The sequence below is a fragment of the Chryseobacterium sp. D764 genome, from assembly GCF_019317325.1.
Lineage (GTDB): Bacteria > Bacteroidota > Bacteroidia > Flavobacteriales > Weeksellaceae > Chryseobacterium.
On record NZ_CP079219.1, the window covers coordinates 3,955,438 to 3,975,773 of the forward strand.

9 protein-coding genes, 2 tRNA genes and 3 rRNA genes are annotated in these 20,336 nt (G+C 39.6%); 12 read left to right on the forward strand and 2 right to left on the reverse strand.

The features are described 5' to 3' along the window. Nucleotides 1-5: 5 nt before the first annotated feature. Both KYG33_RS18015 and KYG33_RS18020 read right to left on the reverse strand, forming a co-directional pair. Nucleotides 6-743 (reverse strand): lysophospholipid acyltransferase family protein, encoded by a 738-nt coding sequence (locus KYG33_RS18015; RefSeq protein WP_077413707.1) that lies wholly within the window; start codon nucleotides 741-743, stop codon nucleotides 6-8. Between the two features lie 3 nt (nucleotides 744-746). Then, a complete protein-coding gene (locus KYG33_RS18020; RefSeq protein WP_219072168.1) occupies nucleotides 747-1,205 on the reverse strand; it encodes a GtrA family protein in 459 nt (152 codons plus the stop codon). A 363-nt stretch (nucleotides 1,206-1,568) separates the two neighbouring features. Here KYG33_RS18020 and KYG33_RS18025 point away from each other — a divergent pair, with 363 nt between their 5' ends. From KYG33_RS18025 to rrf, 12 genes are all read left to right on the forward strand, one after another. Then, entirely contained in the window at nucleotides 1,569-1,832 is a 264-nt protein-coding gene (locus KYG33_RS18025) for a hypothetical protein (protein ID WP_047373857.1), read from the forward strand. 85 nt (nucleotides 1,833-1,917) lie between these two features. Continuing rightward, nucleotides 1,918-2,769: a BadF/BadG/BcrA/BcrD ATPase family protein gene (locus tag KYG33_RS18030; protein WP_180565116.1), complete on the forward strand. Its 852-nt coding sequence runs from the start codon at nucleotides 1,918-1,920 to the stop codon at nucleotides 2,767-2,769. Nucleotides 2,770-2,785: 16 nt separating this feature from the next. Continuing rightward, a complete protein-coding gene (locus KYG33_RS18035) occupies nucleotides 2,786-5,077 on the forward strand; it encodes an NADP-dependent malic enzyme (protein ID WP_077413704.1) in 2,292 nt (763 codons plus the stop codon). A gap of 227 nt (nucleotides 5,078-5,304) precedes the next feature. Next, complete coding sequence (gene ruvA, locus KYG33_RS18040) at nucleotides 5,305-5,889, forward strand: Holliday junction branch migration protein RuvA (protein WP_180565117.1); 585 nt, start codon at nucleotides 5,305-5,307, stop codon at nucleotides 5,887-5,889. 57 nt (nucleotides 5,890-5,946) lie between these two features. Then, nucleotides 5,947-12,981, forward strand: a complete 7,035-nt coding sequence (gene sprA, locus KYG33_RS18045) for a cell surface protein SprA (RefSeq protein ID WP_077413702.1) — start codon at nucleotides 5,947-5,949, stop codon at nucleotides 12,979-12,981. A gap of 107 nt (nucleotides 12,982-13,088) precedes the next feature. Further along, complete coding sequence (gene gcvH, locus KYG33_RS18050) at nucleotides 13,089-13,466, forward strand: glycine cleavage system protein GcvH (RefSeq protein ID WP_047383072.1); 378 nt, start codon at nucleotides 13,089-13,091, stop codon at nucleotides 13,464-13,466. A 25-nt stretch (nucleotides 13,467-13,491) separates the two neighbouring features. After that, nucleotides 13,492-13,818, forward strand: a complete 327-nt coding sequence (locus KYG33_RS18055) for a VanZ family protein (protein ID WP_317043595.1) — start codon at nucleotides 13,492-13,494, stop codon at nucleotides 13,816-13,818. 1,039 nt (nucleotides 13,819-14,857) lie between these two features. Further along, nucleotides 14,858-16,374, forward strand: a 16S ribosomal RNA gene (locus KYG33_RS18060). Between the two features lie 197 nt (nucleotides 16,375-16,571). After that, nucleotides 16,572-16,645 (forward strand) — tRNA-Ile (locus KYG33_RS18065). Nucleotides 16,646-16,727: 82 nt separating this feature from the next. Beyond that, a tRNA-Ala gene (locus tag KYG33_RS18070) sits at nucleotides 16,728-16,801 on the forward strand. Between the two features lie 203 nt (nucleotides 16,802-17,004). Further along, nucleotides 17,005-19,763: ribosomal RNA gene (locus tag KYG33_RS18075) — 23S ribosomal RNA — on the forward strand. A 143-nt stretch (nucleotides 19,764-19,906) separates the two neighbouring features. Beyond that, nucleotides 19,907-20,014, forward strand: a 5S ribosomal RNA gene (gene rrf, locus KYG33_RS18080). The 16S, 23S and 5S rRNA genes sit together here with 2 tRNA genes alongside, the layout of an rRNA operon. Nucleotides 20,015-20,336 lie beyond the last annotated feature (322 nt).

The window sequence follows — 20,336 nt, forward strand, 5'->3', positions numbered from 1 at the left end:
TATAACTATTTCCTTTCAACGGAATACCTGATTAAAGTTTTTTTTATTTCTTCGTAAGCCTCTGCCTTTAAGTCTTTTGGCGAATTGGTAGGCTCAATGATACCATTGAAATACACCTTTACTCTTCCAGGATAGCCTTTTGAGTTTTCAAAAGGGAACATTTCCTTGAGTCCGATAAAGGTATAAACAGCGATAGGAGAGTTATGTTTTGAGGACAGTATAAATGCTCCGTCCTTAAAGTCATCCAGGATTATAGAAGTATCGTCCGGTACGCCGCCTTCAGGAAAAATGGCAATACTGTTGCCTTCTTCCATCTTTTCAGCACATCTTCGGTATACATCCGCACGGCTTTTTGCGCTCGTTCTGTCTACCATTACACATATCCTTCTATAAATGGTTCCGAAAATAGGAATCTTTACCAGTTCTTTCTTCCCTACAAAACATATCGGATGGTTTGGAAACATAATGCAGGTAAGCATAATATCCATGATGGATGTATGATTGGAGATAAAAACATAAGGAATACTTTTGTCTTTTTCCTGTTCCGAAAGTTTAATGAGATCATACCGGAAACCCATTCCGTAAAACATTCCGAAACACCAGATCCTGACAAGTTTATAGCCGTATTTATAATGCTTTTTGTTAAAGGATAAAATATAGACAGGGATTCCAATAATAACTGTCAGGAAAAATGCTAACAGCAACAGCCAGAATCTCCAGAGATAATTTAAAATTTTTGTCACAGCCTAACCGTTAAAAATTACTTTCTTTTTTATCGAATAATTCAGAATGGAAACCAGCAATATTGCTGCAATTTTGCTGATCATTTCCGGGCTCAAGGTATAAAAAAATAAATTGATATTATCTTTAAATATGAAACTGTAAAAGACCTGGAAAAAAACTAGGCTGAGTAACGTTGAAAAGAAAGAAACCACCATAAAATAAACAAACTCTTTTTTCTTTGAGTGTTTTCCTCTTTCAAATACAAACCAGATACTCAGGAAATAATTGGTAATAATCCCGCAGCTCGTAGAAAAAATGTTGCTTAAAGGATAATGTATACCATGGAAGTTGATTTCTTTTGCAAAGAAATGCGGAAGATAGGTACTGAAAATCTTAAAGCTGCCTATTTCTACAATCGCACTCAGTCCTCCTGCAATGATGAAGAACAGAACCTGTTTCTGGCGTAAGAGTATTTCTTTCATGTAATGAATATAAAAACTAAATATATAAATACATATTGTATAAGACTGAAATGATTTATATCTCAGAATATAAAGGCTTTACTGTATCCCGGCTGTTAATAACCGTTTTAGAATGCCAATAATGTCAAAGCTTCACAATATGAGTATGCAAATTTATAACTATATGTTAAACACTGAAAAAAGTTGTTAAAATATTTTTTTTAATTAAAATTATTTCTAATTTTAATATTCAGAATGATGTAATAATGACCTGATAATAAATTCATTTTCAACTTCTTGTGTTGATGGTTTTTTCTATCTTGTAGTGCACGATTAAGAGCATATACCCCTACATTTTATGACCCAATTATTAATAATATTTGTATGAAAAGTCAAAACAAATACAGAAAATTCCAGCTTCAACAGAAAAATATTGAAGCTCTTGAGAAAGAAAATTCCCGCTTCAAAAGAGTGTATTCAGAATATGAAAATATGTCAGATGAATTGTGGAATCTTGAAAACTCCAAAGGAGAACCAGTGCCTGATGATTTTATCAATGCAATGGTATTACAGACTTCCTATCTGGAAGATGAAATAGAAGATTGGCTATTGCAGTTCAACGAAAAAAAGACACAGATTAAACATTAATGATTTTAGACAGCTTCCAGGTTGTTTATAAACGCTAATTGAAGATAAATTCATAATTTAGCACCCTTAAATTAAAATCTAAAATATGGTTGCTATTGTAGATAGTGGTTCTACTAAATCGGATTGGGTAATACTTGATGACTTTAAGAAAGTTTTTCTGAAAACAGAAACAATCGGTTTCAATCCGAATTTTATCAACAGAGAACTTATCGCTCCTGAGATACAGAAAAATAGCAATCTGGTATCGGTTAAAAATTCAATTACCAAAGTCTTTTTTTATGGTTCCGGATGTGGTGTCAAAAAAAACTGCGAAACCATAGAGGAAGAGCTGAAGAAGGTTTTTGTAAAAGCAGAATTTATTGTGAAGGAAGATCTGATGGCTGCAGCCTATGCAGCATACAGCGGAAAACCTGCTATCGTGTGCATTCTTGGCACAGGATCAAATTCTTGTTATTTCGACGGTGAAAATGTAAAGATAGAATTACCTTCATTAGGATTTATTATTGGAGATGAAGGAAGTGGCAGTGCTATAGGAAAACAATTGCTGCGCAGATATTTCATGAAAAAACTACCTTCAGACCTTCGTGCCGAATTTGAAGCCAACTATCTGCTTACCGTAGAGGATGCATTGCAAAATATGTATCATACGACAAGACCAAATGCTTATTTGGCAGACTTTACCAAATTTGTGATCGAAAGAAAAGAGCATCCTTATTTCAGGGATATGGTTTTTGAAGAAATGAAAAACTTTTTTGAATACCAGGTAATCCCCTATGAAGAAGCTAAAGACGTTGAAATCAATTTTATCGGATCTATCGCTTATTATTATGAAAATATACTACGTTCTGTAGCTACAGAACTTAATTTAAATGTGGGACATGTTGTGCAGAAACCAATAGAAAGCTTAGTAGATTACCACATTAAATATATACTTTAACAAAAAACCAAATTTTATGTCAAGTAACAACAATCGTGACGAAAAGAACTTCAGCCAGGCCGCGCTGGATTATCATAAAGCAGAACCCAAAGGAAAAATTGAAGTTATTCCATCAAAGCCACACTCTTCTCAAAGAGATTTGTCATTGGCTTATTCTCCGGGAGTAGCTGTTCCTTGTATGGAAATTCATGATAAGCCTGAAACTGTGTATGATTATACAGGAAAAGGAAACCTGGTAGCAGTAATTTCTAACGGTACTGCCGTACTTGGACTGGGAGATATCGGTGCTGAAGCTTCAAAGCCGGTAATGGAAGGGAAAGGACTTTTGTTCAAGATCTTTGCAGATATCAACGTTTTTGATATTGAGATCGATGAAAAAGATCCGGATAAATTTATTGAAATCGTAAAAGGTATCGCTCCTACTTTCGGAGGGATTAACCTGGAAGATATTAAAGCTCCTGAAGCTTTTTATATAGAACAAAAACTGAAAGAGGAATTGAATATTCCTTTGATGCACGATGACCAGCACGGAACTGCAATTATCTCTGCAGCAGCATTGATCAATTCTTTGCAGATTGCGAATAAAGATATTGATAAAGTGAAAATGGTAGTCAATGGAGCAGGTGCGGCAGCTATTGCATGTACCAAGCTTTATATCTCATTAGGATTGAAAAAAGAAAATGTCCTGATGTGTGACAGTAAGGGGGTTATCAACCATAAAAGAGAAAACCTTACCCCTGAAAAACTAGATTTCATCGCTCAGACAGATATTGAAACATTAGAAGATGCTGTAAAAGGCTCTGATGTTTTTGTCGGATTATCAAAAGGAAACGTAATGACTCCGGAAATGCTGTTGAGCATGAACGAAAATCCTATCGTATTCGCTTTAGCTAACCCTGATCCTGAAATTGCTTATGATCTTGCTATTGAAACTCGTAAAGATGTAATCCTGGCAACAGGAAGAAGTGATTATCCTAACCAGGTAAACAATGTATTAGGATTCCCTTATATCTTCCGTGGAGCATTGGATGTACAGTCTACAGGAATTAATGAAGAAATGAAACTGGCTGCCGTACATGCGATTGCTGATTTAGCAAAAGAACCGGTACCGGAAGCTGTAATTTTAGCATACAATGTTCAGAACCTGCAGTTCGGAAGAGACTACTTCATTCCAAAGCCGTTCGATAACAGACTGATCACAAAAGTATCAAGTGCCGTAGCGAAAGCAGCGATCGAAAGTGGTGTTGCCAGAAAAACCATTACGGATTTTGAAGAATATGAGCACCAGCTTTTAGACAGAATGGGAAGAGATGAGAGATTGGTAAGAATGATGCAGAGCCGTGCTAAATCCAATCCGAAAAGAATCACCCTTGGAAATGCTGAAGAATATAACGTATTGAAGGCAGCTCAAATCCTTTATGAAGAAGGAATTGCTTTTCCAAGTCTTCTGGGAGATAAAAAATACATCAAGGAGCAGATGGAGCGTTACGGAATTACGCTGGATGTTCCAATCATTGATCCAAGTGATGACGATCAGAAAGAAAACAGAAAAAAATACAGAGAAACCCTTTGGAAACTTCGTCAGAGAAAAGGAATGAACGAGTACAAAGCGAAGAGATATGTGCGTCAGAGAGATTATTTCGGACCTCTTATGCTGAAACATGGTGATACCGATGGTCTTATCGTAGGATTCTCTAAAAACTATACTTCAGTTTTACGTCCTGTTTTAGAAGTTATTGAAAAAGATAAAGGAGTAGATAAAGTAGCGGCAATGATGATGATCCTGTCTGAAAAGAAACCTATTTTCTTCGCAGATACTTCCATCAATCAGAATCCTACCTCAGAAGATCTTGTGAATATTGCTAAAATGGCAGAGTTTACAGTAAAATCTTTTGCGATTGAACCAAGAATTGCGATGCTTGGGTTTGAAAACTTTGCTGCTATTTCTGAAACTTCCAAGAAAGTGGCTAAAGCAGTGAGCATCCTTCATGAGAAATACCCTAAAATGATTGTAGATGGTGAGATTCAGCCGGATTTTGCAATGAATGCAGATCACCTGAGCGATTATCCATTCTCAAAATTAGGAACAACACCAGCGAATACCTTCATCTTCCCTAACCTGGAAAGTGCTAATCTTTCTTACAAAATTATAAGAGGGATGAAAGTAGCGCAGGTTATAGGACCTATCTTAATGGGATTAAAGCAGCCGGTACACGTTCTTCAAATGCGTTCAAGCGTAGACGAAATTGTAAACCTTGCTACGATTGCTGTTCTTGATGCTCAAAGGAGAGAAAAGAAATCAATCTAAAAATTAAATCGTAATTAGTAATCACTAACCTCTAATTAGATTTTCTTATTAAAAAATGACACTTTAAACCGTGTTGAGATAATAAAAGACTCCATATTTTGGAGTCTTTTGCTTTTATGTTAATTCATTGAATTCTTATTTGAAAATTAAGTTAAAAATCATTCGCACGTTAAATGAAAACATTAATTAGTTTAAATTGCTATATTTGGGAGTTTTAAAAATTAATAATGATATTTTCTTTACAAGGTAACGTTCAAGAACTTACGCCTACCTACGCGGTCATCAATGTACAAGGAGTTGGTTACTACGTGGGAATCAGTTTGATGACCTCACAGATGCTGGTTTTGAATCAGCAGACTTTCTTATTTATCCAGCAGATCATCCGCGAAGATGCTCATCTTCTCTTTGGATTTAACACACGTTCAGAAAAAGAAATGTTCAATCTGTTAATAAGCGTTAATGGAGTGGGTGCTGTTTCAGCATTGATTCTGCTGTCAACATTAAGCCTTGATGAGATCGCTTCTGCAATACTTTCCGGAAACAGCGCGCTGATTCAAAAAGCAAAAGGAATCGGTGCAAAAACTGCTGAAAGAATTATCGTAGATCTTAAAGATAAAGTACAGAAATACAGTGATCCAAACGCGAACATTTCTGTGATGGTAGATAATAAAATTAAGGAAGAATCGTTATCTGCATTAGAAGTTTTAGGGATTCCTAAACGTGCAAGCGAGAAGATTGCGGATAGAATTATAAAACAAAATCCAAGTATCTCGGTAGAAGAATTGGTTAAACAAATCTTAAAAAACATTTAACATTTGGTGGCGAATAGTAAGCATCTTAACATATTTTTGTTCCTGTCGTTCCTGTTTATGTCTGTCAGCACTTTTGCGCAGGTACAAAAAGACACGGCGATTATACGAAAACAATATGAAGTGGCCGACCCTACGAGGTACGAAGCCTATTACGATATAAAAACCGGGATGTACTATGTGTATCCTAAAATTGGAAATACCATAACGGGTCCTCCTACAGCAATGTCTCCGCAGGAGTATAAAGAATATATGCTTGCAACTCAGACTAAGGCCTATTACAAGGAAAAATCTGATAAATATAACCTTCTTTTCAGAAGAGACAGATCAGATGCAAGGAAGAAGGGGCTTATCCCTTCATTGTTGATTAATAACAGGCTTTTTGAAACTATTTTCGGAGGTAATAAAATTGAAATCATCCCTTCAGGGTATGCATCTCTGGATTTTGCCGGACTTTACCAAAAAATAGATAACCCGATGATCCTGCCACAAAACAGGACAAGTTTCACCTTTGATATTGATCAGAGAATTCAGCTGGGATTATTGGGTAAAGTAGGAGAAAACCTTCAGCTAAAGGCTAATTATGATACCCAGAGTGGTTTTGCTTTTGAAAACAGAATGAACCTTGTTTGGCAGGCAAAAGGAAGCTGGAAAGATCTTCAGAGCAAAGGTCTTGGAAATGTTGATAAACCCAACGAAGGAGGAGAAGATAAGATTATCAAAAGAGTTGAATTTGGTAACGTAAATATGCCGCTTTCAACCAGTTTGATTCGTGGTTCACAATCACTGTTCGGGGTGAAAACAGAATTTCAGTTAGGAAAAACATTTGGAACCGTTGTCCTTTCCCAACAACAGGGTGAAGCCCGTAATATTGTAGTACAGGGTGGTGGTGTTATGAATAATTTTAAAGTCAACGCTATTGACTATGAGGAAAACCAGCACTACTTTTTAGGACATTATTTCCTGAACAAGTATGATGATGCCTTACTTAATTATCCACAGATCAACTCAACGATCAATATTACCAGATTGGAAGTTTGGGTATTGGATCAGGGAAACAGTAACCTGGCTTATCAGAAAAGTATAATCGGGATCAGAGACCTTGGAGAAGGTCCTGGCGGAGTTACTTTACCGGATAACTCTCTGAATGGTTTATATGATGCTGTATCCACAGTAGCCGGAAGCAGAGAAGCAGGAAAAAACTATGGTACTCTTTTTCAGGGACAAGTGCTTGGGGCAGATCCTATTCCCTATGATAATGGAGAACAGTTCATATACAATACAAAAGCAAGAAAGCTGAATAGTAATGAGTTTACCTTTCAGCCGCAACTAGGATATATATCACTAAATCAAAAGCTTAATGATCAGCAGCTTTTAGCAGTTTCATACTCTTTTACCGTTAACGGAAGTAATAAAGTATACAAAGTAGGGGAATTTTCTGAAGAAAGTCCTGTATTGGTTACTAAAGTATTGAGAGTAAACAATAAAGTGAATACTCAGTCTCCGATGTGGGACCTGATGATGAAGAATATCTATTCAATAGATGCAGGACAGGTAGCACAAGATGGATTTATTCTTAATGCATATTACAGAGACCCAAAAACGGGAGGTAAGGTAAACTATCTTCCGGATACTCCTGTAAAAGATCAGAACTTACTGAAATTATTTAACTGGGATCGTCTTAATATGAATGGAGACATTCAGAATAATAAAGACGGAAGCAAAGGAGATGGTATTTTTGACTTTGTCAACGGGATTACCATCAGACCGGAAACCGGAAGAGTAATCTTCACGAAAGTACAGCCTTTTGGTAACTATATGCAAAAGGTTTTAGGAGGAACTTTTAATCCTCAATACGTTTTCCAGGATCTTTATACCAAGCAAAAACAAGAAGCGCTCTCCAGTAACCTTGCACAGAGATATACATTGGAAGGTCGTTATAAAGGAGTTCAGGGACAGGGTATTTCGTTAGGCGCAGTAAACGTTCCTCAGGGATCAGTAAAAGTTGCCGCAAACGGAGTACAGCTTACAGAAGGAGTAGACTATACCGTAGACTATATGCTTGGGACCGTTACTATCATTAATGAAAATGTAAAACAGTCCGGACAGGCGATCAATATCTCGTTAGAAAATCAATTAACATTTAATACCCAAAGAAAAAGATTCTTAGGATTAAATTTAGAAAGAAGATTCAGTGAGAATTTTATCTTGGGAGGGACCGTGATCAATTATTCAGAGTCTCCACTTACCCAAAAAGTAAACTTCGGACAGGAAGCGGTAAATAATACCATGGCAGGGATCAACTTGATGTACAATAATCAGGCTCCTTATCTGACAAGACTTACCAATAAACTTCCAATGGTAAAAACCGAAGCTCCATCTAACTTAAACTTTAAGATGGAAGCAGCATATTTGATTCCTGGATTAAATAAGGGAACCAATAACCAATCTTATATTGACGATTTTGAACAGACAACTTCCAAGATATCATTAAAAGAACCGGCAGCATGGAGCTTAGCTTCAAAACCCGAAAAAAATAAATTGCCGCCATTTAACACAATACCTGGCAATGATGACTTAACAAGCGGATATGGAAGAGGATTATTAACATGGTATAATATTGACCCTAGATTCTGGGGTGTTGGAGGGAAAGCACCTTCAGGAATTACACCGCAGTCTGTATCCAACCACGCTTCCAGAAGAGTACAATATTCCGAGATTTATAACAACAGAGATTTCGTAGCGGGAGAACAAACTTTCACCAATACATTTGATATCTCTTATTTCCCTAAAGAAAAAGGACCTTATAACGTAAACCCAGTTACAGAACAGGCACAAAGCAGATGGGCGGGGATTATGAGATCAATCAGTGTTCCGAACTTTGTTACTTCAAACATTGAATACGTGGAATTCTGGATGATGGATCCCTATGCAGATGGTAAAACATTGGGTACTGATCCAAAACTTTTACTTCACTTAGGAAACGTTTCCGAAGATGTTCTGAAGGATGGAAAAATGCAGTATGAAAATGGGCTTCCAACTCCTGGAACACCATCTTCTACTACGAATTCAAACTGGGGAACACAGCCAAAACAACCACCAATCTTATATGCATTCTCTACGGAAGGAGATGACAGACGAGTGCAGGATGCCGGATATGATGGTCTTACTTCTGATCAGGAAGCAATGAGATTCGGAAATACTTTTGTAAACCCGGTAACCAATATTGCTGACCCAGCAGTGGATGACTTCGTATTCTATCTTTCTGATAAATTTACCGGAAGCCAGGCCGCTTCAGTTGTGGAGAGATACAAATATTTCAGAAACCCGGAAGGAAACTCAGAAGCAAACTCTCTGAATGTAGCTTCACAAACTCCGGATGCAGAAGATATTAATAAAGATTATAACCTTGACCAGACTGAAAACTATAATCAGTATGTGATCAAGCTGGATCAGCCAAGCTTAGCATTGGGAGGAAACAATATTGTAGATGTAAAAACAGTAAAAGCAAGCTTCCAGAACGGGCAGTCTGCAGATGTGAAATGGTACTTGTTCAGAATTCCTGTTGCTAATTATGATAAAGCTGAAGGAACTGCAGATCCATCTGTATTAAATAATGTAAGATTTGCAAGATTAATGCTTGCTGGATTTGACCAAACCTCTACTTTAAGATTCGGAACAATGGATCTTGTAAGATCAGACTGGAGAAAGTATACTAGTAACATTGCCAGCACAAATATCCCAGGTTCAGACGAAGGAGTAGGTACTGTGACAGATCCAAATTTTGAAGTAGGTAGTGTAAATATTGAAGAAAATGCACTGAACCAGCCTCCATATGTATTGCCTCCGGGAATTGACAGACAGGTATTAAGTGGTAATGCCGGAGCGCAAAGACAAAATGAAGCTTCACTTTACATGAAAGTAACTGATCTTAAAACAGAAGCAAGGGGAGTATTCAAAAATACTACACTGGATATGAGAAGATACAAAAAGTTGAAGCTATTTGTACATGCTCATGATCCTCTGAACAGAGTAATAGGAATGGATGAGAAAACCAAATTCTTTATCCGTTTTGGAAGTGATGCTACTGATAACTATTACGAGTATGAATCGTCTTTAAACATGACTCCTACTACGGCAACTGCTCCTATGGAAATCTGGCCGTTGGAAAATGAAGTCAATCTTGATGTTCAGAATTTTGTAGATGCTAAAATAAGAAGAGACAAATCAGGAGTTCCTATTACAAATAGAACAATGGATCCAACCTATCAGGAACCATTCAAGAATATTTACATCAAAGGAAGACCAAGCTTAGGAAACATTACTACCATTATGATTGGAGTAAGGAATGCTGATGCAAGAGGAGGAGCTGGAATAACAAGAGTTTTATGGGTAAACGAAATCCGTCTTTCTGAAATTGAGAATGACGGAGGATATGCAGGAAACGCCAGCTTAAATTTTAATATGGGAGATTTGGCAACAGTTAATGCCAATGCATCCTATACATCTGTTGGTTTCGGAAATATAGATTCAAAACCTGCGGAAAGAACTCAGTCTACTCAATCGGCATTCAGTATTAATACCGCTATCAATGTAGATAAATTCCTTCCTGAAAAAACAGGGGTGAAAATTCCTTTAAACTATTCTTACTCACAGACGATTGAAGATCCAAAATATAATCCTCTGGATACCGACGTAGAGTTCAATAAGGCACCAAACAAGGATCAATTGAAAAAAGTAGCGAGAACCTATACTCAGCAGAGAAGTATAGGAGTCGTGAATATGCACAAGGAAAGAGTAAATCCAAATAAAAAGCCTAAGTTTTATGACATCGAAAACGTTTCGGTAACGGCTGTTTATAATGATGACTACTTCAGAGATATTTATACCAAGAGAAATTACAGACAATACCTGAGAGGATATGTTGATTATAACTACACATTTAAACCGTGGGTAATCAAACCTTTCAATAAAATGATCAGTGATACGGCAAAGTCTACGAAGTATTTAAGATGGGTGAAAGAATTCAATTTTAATCCGATTCCTACGAGAATATCTTTCAGAACTGAAATCGACAGAAACTACAACGAACTTGAGTTCAGAAATGTAGAAGCAATTCTTAATGGGGATATGAATAGTAATTTTGATGCGATCAGAAACAGAAACTTCTTCTTCGGATGGCAGTATGGATTAGGATTCAATTTCACGAAATCATTAAAACTGGAAATCAATTCAGCAACCAGAACGCTTAATGACAATCTGGATGTAAATTCAATGGATAACAAATCGATCTTCGGGAATGTGTTCAGAGCCGGAAGACCGGTATTGTATAACCACAGAGCACAGCTGAACTATAAACTACCATTCCAGTATCTGCCTTATCTTGATTTCATTGATGCAGAAGTAGGATATGGATTTACCTATAACTGGGCGGCGAGATCTACTTCATTAACTGGATTTGTAGATCCTAATACGAACCAGACTGCAAGTTTAGGATCTGTTGGTCAGAATACCAATGTTATTCAGGCAACAGCTTCAGCAGATCTTCCGAAGTTCTTTGGCCAGTTTAATTATTTCAAAAATATAAATGCCAAACTTCAGAAGCGCAGACAAGAAATGGACTCTCTGAACAATGTGTATACGAAACAGTGGGAAAAGAACAGATATAGATATAAGAAATATAAATTTAAAAATAAGCTTACTCCACTTCAAAGTGCAGCATTCTTCCTTACTTCTTTCAAACAGTTGAACGTAAGTTATAATGAAACAAATGGAACAGTGCTTCCGGGATTAATATCAGCTCCAAACTGGTATGGATCTGGACAGACACTGGGAGGTCCAACTCTAGGATTCCTTTTAGGATCACAGGCGGATATCAGAAGAACAGTGATGGAAAACGGATGGGTGAGTGGTTCCAATTATATGACAGATCCATATGTAAGAATGTCCACCAAAGAATTGAGGGCAGACTTGCAGATGATGCCGATGAACGATTTAAGAGTTGATCTTAATGTGCTGCATACTTTTAACAGTAACTTCTCACATACAGGATTTAACTATATTAATAATGGAGTTTCAGATCCTGACTTTACATTTGCCAGCGAAATGATAACCTATTCCAACTCTGCAGTACTTCTTAGCACATCATTTAAAGATGGACAGGCAGTTTATCAGGCTATCAGAGAAAATGCAAGAGCCCTTTCACAACAGTTGGGCGGCCCGGGAGCGGTATTGGACAACAATGGATTTGCGAAGCATTATAGTATTGGAAATGCCTATGTATTGATCCCAGCCTTTAGAGCAGCTATGGAAGGAAAATCTGCAACACCAATGACCAATCCTAAAAAAGCAGGATTCCCGTTACCAAACTGGAGAATTACGTATTCAGGATTAAAAAATATTCCTATAATCAGTGGACAGTTCACCAAGTTTGATATTTTACATGGTTATACAGCGACATATACAGCAACAGGTATCCAAAGCAATGTAGATTATCATGGTAACCCGGATGGATACTACCAGACAGTAGATAATGCAGGAAATGTAATCAAAAACGATGGTGACAAGATCAATCCGTATACATTTGCACAGGTAGGATATGTAGAATCTTTCTCACCGCTTATTGGGATAGATGTTACCATGAGAAACAATATGCAGTTCGGGATACAGTACAACAAAACAAGAATGATGGTATTGGGACTGGTAAACCAAACGCTTACTGAAGATGCCAATACAGAATATGTAGTAAGACTTGGATATATTGTTAGAAACTTCAGATTGGGAACAGCCAATATCAGAGGAAGAGGAACAAGAGGGAAAGGAAGTGACCTTAACATCAGAGGAGATATTTCATTAAGAGACAGCAAGACTTCTATTATGAATATTCTGTTGAATGATGCTCAGGTAACAGGAGGACAAAGACTGATGAACATCAAACTTTCCGCAGACTATAACGTTTCCGAAAACCTGAACCTGAGAGTATTCTATGAACAGATGACCTCAAAGTATAAGATCTCCACAGCTTTCCCGCTGTCTACAGTGAGAGCAGGTATTTCTGCCACATTTACATTCGGAGATTCCGGAGGCGGATTCTAAAAATGATATAAACTTAAAAGTCCTTCAGTTTTGAAGGACTTTTTTTATATCCAATATTTGAAGCTACTATATTTTTGAATACATTTGTACAAAATAAAAATTAAAAAATGAACACACCATCAGAATTAAAGTACACCAAAGATCACGAATGGATCAAGATTGAAGGTAACGTTGCTACAATCGGTATTACAGACTTCGCTCAGGGAGAACTTGGAGACATCGTATATGTAGACATAGATACTGTAGATGATGACCTTAATGGAGGAGATGTTTTCGGAAGTGTAGAAGCGGTAAAAACTGTTTCAGATCTATTCTTACCTATCGCTGGAAAGGTTATTGAGTTCAATTCAGAATTGGAATCTCAGCCTGAACTGTTGAATACAGATCCTTATGGAGACGGATGGATTATCAAATTGGAAATTGCTGATGGGGCAGATCAGTCTGAGTTACTTTCTGCAGATGATTACAAAGCTATCATTGGATAAGATTTCAAAAATATTTAGTAAGATATTGCCCATTTATTGGGCATTTCTTACTTATATGCTTCTCAAACCCGGAGAAGAGAACCATGAATATTGGTTTATGTTCAGTGGGATTGACAAAATTTTACATCTAAGTATATTCGCAGCCTTAGGTTTTTCTTTCATTGCTGCATTTCCCAAAATAAAATTCTCATACTTTTTTCAGATCATTCTTATCTATGCATTCCTTACCGAAATTCTGCAGGAAGAAATGGGACTAGGTAGATCTATGGAAACATTGGATATCGTAGCAGATACCATAGGATGTCTATTGGGATACTATATATATAAGATATTAATCAAACGCTTCTTTTAACTTTACTCTTAGAAAAGAGCAGCATTCCTTTCCAAACTTTTTCCCCTATACAGGAACAGTAAGGTTTTCTCAAACTCTTACCCCTTCCAACTATCAAACTTAATCAGGAGCTATTTCCTGCTATCCATTCATACTCCTCGCGCCCGTGCTTTCCCACATCCAATCCTATCCCTCTCAAAGGCAAGCTGCGGGGTACCCATTTCTATCAGGGCTAGGGGTGAGGTTAATGATGAATTATAAATTATGAATTATGAATTCCCCCGAAATACCCTATACTAAATATACATCATCATCTGTGCAAATGCGTGATCTGTGGTTAACCAGTACTCATTCCATAAGAACGCACTATTATCCTGAGCGTAGACGAAGGGAGCCTGTTTTATAAAAGCTTCCCCTTGCACCTTTCCCCCAACCTTCCCTTTATCTTATATATATAATAGAATGTATCTTTCATTACCCCATTACTCATGATTTCTTCTCCCTCAAAGCGCTCCCTTGAATCTCCCAAACAAATGTTTAAAATTTTTCTCTCTGCGTTCCAGCGTATTAGGGTTAAATATTACGGGTGTGTAAAATTTATGTTAAATAAAGTTGTTTTGCGTTGCAATAAGTTGTTATCTTTGCCCCACTGAAAAACGAGAGTAATACAGTAGCGCAGGAGAGCTTTTAGATAAGCATAGACATTATGATACTTCAAAAAGAGGCAGACAAAAAACTTTAATTTTTTTATCAAAAAAAGTTGCGAGTTTAAAAAGAGTTTGTATCTTTGCAGTCCCAAATAAAGGGAGCGCAGGAGTAGAGTGATTAAGGTTTAGGAGAGGGATTAAGGTTACTTAAAAAACTTTAAAATTTTCTTTCAAAACATTTGGTCATTAAGAAATAAAGTTTTACTTTTGCACTCGCAAATACGGAGCGCCACTGACAGAAGAGAGTGCTTCGTTACAAAGCGAAAGATATAAAGATCATTGACATACAATATAACAACCAAGTAAGGAAAAACTAAAGCGTAAAAAAAACTTTGAGTGAGTCAGACAAACATACAATGGAGAGTTTGATCCTGGCTCAGGATGAACGCTAGCGGGAGGCCTAACACATGCAAGCCGAGCGGTATTGTTTCTTCGGAAATGAGAGAGCGGCGTACGGGTGCGGAACACGTGTGCAACCTGCCTTTATCTGGGGGATAGCCTTTCGAAAGGGAGATTAATACCCCATAATATTTAGAATGGCATCATTTTAAATTGAAAACTCCGGTGGATAGAGATGGGCACGCGCAAGATTAGATAGTTGGTGAGGTAACGGCTCACCAAGTCAACGATCTTTAGGGGGCCTGAGAGGGTGATCCCCCACACTGGTACTGAGACACGGACCAGACTCCTACGGGAGGCAGCAGTGAGGAATATTGGACAATGGGTGAGAGCCTGATCCAGCCATCCCGCGTGAAGGACGACGGCCCTATGGGTTGTAAACTTCTTTTGTATAGGGATAAACCTACCCTCGTGAGGGTAGCTGAAGGTACTATACGAATAAGCACCGGCTAACTCCGTGCCAGCAGCCGCGGTAATACGGAGGGTGCAAGCGTTATCCGGATTTATTGGGTTTAAAGGGTCCGTAGGCGGATCTGTAAGTCAGTGGTGAAATCTCACAGCTTAACTGTGAAACTGCCATTGATACTGCAGGTCTTGAGTGTTGTTGAAGTAGCTGGAATAAGTAGTGTAGCGGTGAAATGCATAGATATTACTTAGAACACCAATTGCGAAGGCAGGTTACTAAGCAACAACTGACGCTGATGGACGAAAGCGTGGGGAGCGAACAGGATTAGATACCCTGGTAGTCCACGCCGTAAACGATGCTAACTCGTTTTTGGTTTTTCGGAATCAGAGACTAAGCGAAAGTGATAAGTTAGCCACCTGGGGAGTACGTTCGCAAGAATGAAACTCAAAGGAATTGACGGGGGCCCGCACAAGCGGTGGATTATGTGGTTTAATTCGATGATACGCGAGGAACCTTACCAAGGCTTAAATGGGAAATGACAGGTTTAGAAATAGACTTTTCTTCGGACATTTTTCAAGGTGCTGCATGGTTGTCGTCAGCTCGTGCCGTGAGGTGTTAGGTTAAGTCCTGCAACGAGCGCAACCCCTGTCACTAGTTGCCATCATTAAGTTGGGGACTCTAGTGAGACTGCCTACGCAAGTAGAGAGGAAGGTGGGGATGACGTCAAATCATCACGGCCCTTACGCCTTGGGCCACACACGTAATACAATGGCCAGTACAGAGGGCAGCTACACGGTGACGTGATGCAAATCTCGAAAGCTGGTCTCAGTTCGGATTGGAGTCTGCAACTCGACTCTATGAAGCTGGAATCGCTAGTAATCGCGCATCAGCCATGGCGCGGTGAATACGTTCCCGGGCCTTGTACACACCGCCCGTCAAGCCATGGAAGTCTGGGGTACCTGAAGTCGGTGACCGTAAAAGGAGCTGCCTAGGGTAAAACAGGTAACTAGGGCTAAGTCGTAACAAGGTAGCCGTACCGGAAGGTGCGGCTGGAACATCTCATTTTAGAGCGTCGTAAGACGATAAAAAAACAAAGGTACTTAAATGTACCATGCACTTACTTCAAAGTAAAGCTTTAGTTTTTTGTTTGGTTGGTTATATTAAAAATACAACACCCACTAGAAATTAGTATAGGGAAAGAGATTGAGAAATGAAGAAGAGGAAAAGTATAACTTACTTACTCATTCCCATAACTCATATAAAGTCTCGTAGCTCAGCTGGTTAGAGCGCTACACTGATAATGTAGAGGTCGGCAGTTCGAGCCTGCCCGAGACTACTAATTAAAGCGGCTGGCAAATAGCTTATAGCTGATGGCAAAAATGCCAGAAGCCAGAAGCAAATAGCCAACAGCAACTAGAGGGGAATTAGCTCAGCTGGCTAGAGCGCCTGCCTTGCACGCAGGAGGTCAAGGGTTCGACTCCCTTATTCTCCACAGTTTTGGAAGACTGATTTAAAAGTTACGGATAGAGCCAAAAACAATATCTGTTCATCAGTTGTACAAAAAGAATTTAAGATCATTGACATTAACGGTAAAGACATCACAAAGAGATAACCGAGCACTTTCGAGTGCCGAGTTTATAAAAATATCGATAAATTAAATTTATCAAAAAATACTGAACTAATATAATTATTAGGAAAGAAATCGTTAAGGGCGTATGGCGGATGCCTAGGCTTTCAGAGGCGACGAAGGACGTGGTAAGCTGCGAAAAGCTGCGGGGATTGGCACACACGAATTGATCCGCAGATGTCCGAATGGGGCAACCCGGCTGGTTGAAGACCAGTCACCTCGTAAGAGGAGCAAACCCGGAGAACTGAAACATCTAAGTACCCGGAGGAAAAGAAATCGAAGAGATTCCGTAAGTAGTGGCGAGCGAAAGCGGATTAGCCCAAAAGCTGATATATGTTTAATAGAATGTTCTGGAAAGAACGGCCGTAGAGGGTGATAGCCCCGTATATGAAAGGCATATTTGAGTGATAAATGAGTAGGGCGGGACACGTGAAATCCTGTCTGAATATGGGGGGACCATCCTCCAAGGCTAAATACTCCTGAAAGACCGATAGTGAACAAGTACTGTGAAGGAAAGGTGAAAAGCACTTCGAATAGAAGGGTGAAATAGAACCTGAAACCGTACGCCTACAAGCGGTCGGAGCAGCATTAAGCTGTGACGGCGTGCCTTTTGCATAATGAGCCTACGAGTTAATTTTACTAGCGAGGTTAAGGTATTAAGTACCGGAGCCGGAGCGAAAGCGAGTCTGAATAGGGCGTATAGTTAGTAGGATTAGACGCGAAACCTTGTGATCTACCCATGGGCAGGTTGAAGCTCTGGTAACACAGAGTGGAGGACCGAACCGGTTGACGTTGAAAAGTCTTCGGATGACCTGTGGGTAGGGGTGAAAGGCCAATCAAACTGGGAGATAGCTCGTACTCTCCGAAATGCATTTAGGTGCAGCGTCGTATATAAGTTTATTAGAGGTAGAGCTACTGATTGGATGCGGGGGTTTCATCGCCTACCAATTCCTGACAAACTCCGAATGCTAATAAATGTTCTACGGCAGTGAGGGCATGGGTGCTAAGGTCCATGTCCGAGAGGGAAAGAACCCAGACCAACAGCTAAGGTCCCAAAATATATGTTAAGTTGAAACAACGCGGTTGGACTGCATTGACAGCTAGGATGTTGGCTTGGAAGCAGCCATTCATTTAAAGAGTGCGTAACAGCTCACTAGTCGAGCGGTCCGGCATGGATAATAATCGGGCATAAACATATTACCGAAGCTATGGATTTGTATTTTAGATACATCTGGTAGGAGAGCATTCTATTTGCGCTGAAGCAGTACTGTGAGGTATTGTGGAGCGGATAGAAAAGAAAATGTAGGCATAAGTAACGATAAAGCGGGCGAGAAACCCGCTCACCGAAAGACTAAGGTTTCCTCAGCCATGCTAATCAGCTGAGGGTTAGTCGGGACCTAACGCGAACCCGAAAGGGGTAGTGGATGGACAATGGGTTAATATTCCCATACTTGCTCACACTAAAAAGGGGACGGAGTGCCGTACTTACTGGAGACTGACGGAATAGTCAAGGCCTAGCCTTCGGGCGAAGCTGCTGTAGGGAAAGTGCTTCCAAGAAAAGCCGAAGTGAAGCAACCCGTACCAAAACCGACACAGGTAGTCGAGGAGAGAATCCTAAGGTGCTAGAGTGAATCATGGTTAAGGAACTAGGCAAAATAGTCTCGTAACTTCGGGAGAAGAGACGCCATCAGCAATGGTGGCCGCAGTAAAGAGGCCCAGGCGACTGTTTATCAAAAACACAGGACTCTGCAAAATCGAAAGATGCAGTATAGGGTCTGACACCTGCCCGGTGCTGGAAGGTTAAGGAAGGTGCTTAGGGTTAAACCGAAGGCATTGACTGAAGCCCCAGTAAACGGCGGCCGTAACTATAACGGTCCTAAGGTAGCGAAATTCCTTGTCGGGTAAGTTCCGACCTGCACGAATGGTGTAACGATCTGGGCACTGTCTCAACCATGAGCTCTGTGAAATTGTAGTATCGGTGAAGATGCCGATTACCCGCAATGGGACGAAAAGACCCTGTGAACCTTTACTATAACTTCGTATTGACTTTGAGTAAGTAATGTGTAGGATAGGTGGGAGGCTTTGAAGCTTGCACGCTAGTGTAGGTGGAGCCAACGTTGAAATACCACCCTTTACTTACTTGGAGCCTAACTTCTTAAGGGAAGGACATTGCGTGGTGGGTAGTTTGACTGGGGTGGTCGCCTCCAAAAGAGTAACGGAGGCTTTCAAAGGTACCCTCAGCACGCTTGGTAACCGTGCGTAGAGTGTAATGGCATAAGGGTGCTTGACTGTGAGACCTACAAGTCGATCAGGTGCGAAAGCAGGACATAGTGATCCGGTGGTTCCGTATGGAAGGGCCATCGCTCATAGGATAAAAGGTACTCCGGGGATAACAGGCTAGTCTCCCCCAAGAGCTCACATCGACGGGGAGGTTCGGCACCTCGATGTCGGCTCGTCACATCCTGGGGCTGGAGAAGGTCCCAAGGGTTGGGCTGTTCGCCCATTAAAGTGGCACGCGAGCTGGGTTCAGAACGTCGTGAGACAGTTCGGTCTCTATCTATTGCGGGCGTTAGATGTTTGAGAGGGCTTGATTCTAGTACGAGAGGACCGAATTGAACAAACCTCTGGTGTATCAGTTGTACCGCCAGGTGCACTGCTGAGTAGCTACGTTTGGAAGAGATAAGCACTGAAAGCATATAAGTGCGAAACTCGCCTCAAGATGAGACATCTTTTAAGGGTCGTTGGAGATGACGACGTTGATAGGCTACAGGTGTAAAGACAGTAATGTCATAGCCGAGTAGTACTAATTACCCGTAGATTTATAGCCTAATATGGCGCACGAAAGTGCAGCAAGGTTACCTCTTTGTGAAAGTTTTTATCGAAAATAACCAGGTAGCAGATGGTAGCTATTGGGAAGCAGGTAAAACCTGTATCCTTTTACCTATACCGTGCAACCTTATATACCTTCTTTAGGGTGGTTTTAGCGGTGGGGCTCACCTGTTCCCATTCCGAACACAGAAGTTAAGCCCACCAGCGCCGATGGTACTGCGAAAGCGGGAGAGTAGGCCGCCGCCAGTTTTTATTTTATTTTTAAAAAATCCTTTATCATAAGATAAAGGATTTTTTTTTGCGTTATAGCTATCCCATCCCCATCCCGAAAATCAATATATATATACTGATGAGTAATCAGTAACAGATAATGCATCAATTATCATTGATTACTTATCACTTATGATGGACAGCACCCACTCCAATTGTCACTCCGCAGGAGTCTCAACAATCCAAATCGTCTGAATTATAAGAAACCTGAAGATTCTAATAAATAAGCTTTGATTCCTACGGAATGACACAATTGGAATAGGGTAGATATTTACAATTCAAGGTTTAAAATTTGATCAAT

Excerpts from the sequence above, each read along its gene's own strand:
- KYG33_RS18020 (WP_219072168.1), bottom strand. The coding sequence starts at position 1,205 with ATGAAAGAAATACTCTTACGCCAGAAACAGGTTCTGTTCTTCATCATT.
- KYG33_RS18025 (WP_047373857.1), top strand. The coding sequence starts at position 1,569 with ATGAAAAGTCAAAACAAATACAGAAAATTCCAGCTTCAACAGAAAAAT.
- KYG33_RS18030 (WP_180565116.1), top strand. The coding sequence starts at position 1,918 with ATGGTTGCTATTGTAGATAGTGGTTCTACTAAATCGGATTGGGTAATA.
- KYG33_RS18035 (WP_077413704.1), top strand. The coding sequence starts at position 2,786 with ATGTCAAGTAACAACAATCGTGACGAAAAGAACTTCAGCCAGGCCGCG.
- ruvA (WP_180565117.1), top strand. The coding sequence starts at position 5,305 with ATGATATTTTCTTTACAAGGTAACGTTCAAGAACTTACGCCTACCTAC.
- sprA (WP_077413702.1), top strand. The coding sequence starts at position 5,947 with ATGTCTGTCAGCACTTTTGCGCAGGTACAAAAAGACACGGCGATTATA.
- gcvH (WP_047383072.1), top strand. The coding sequence starts at position 13,089 with ATGAACACACCATCAGAATTAAAGTACACCAAAGATCACGAATGGATC.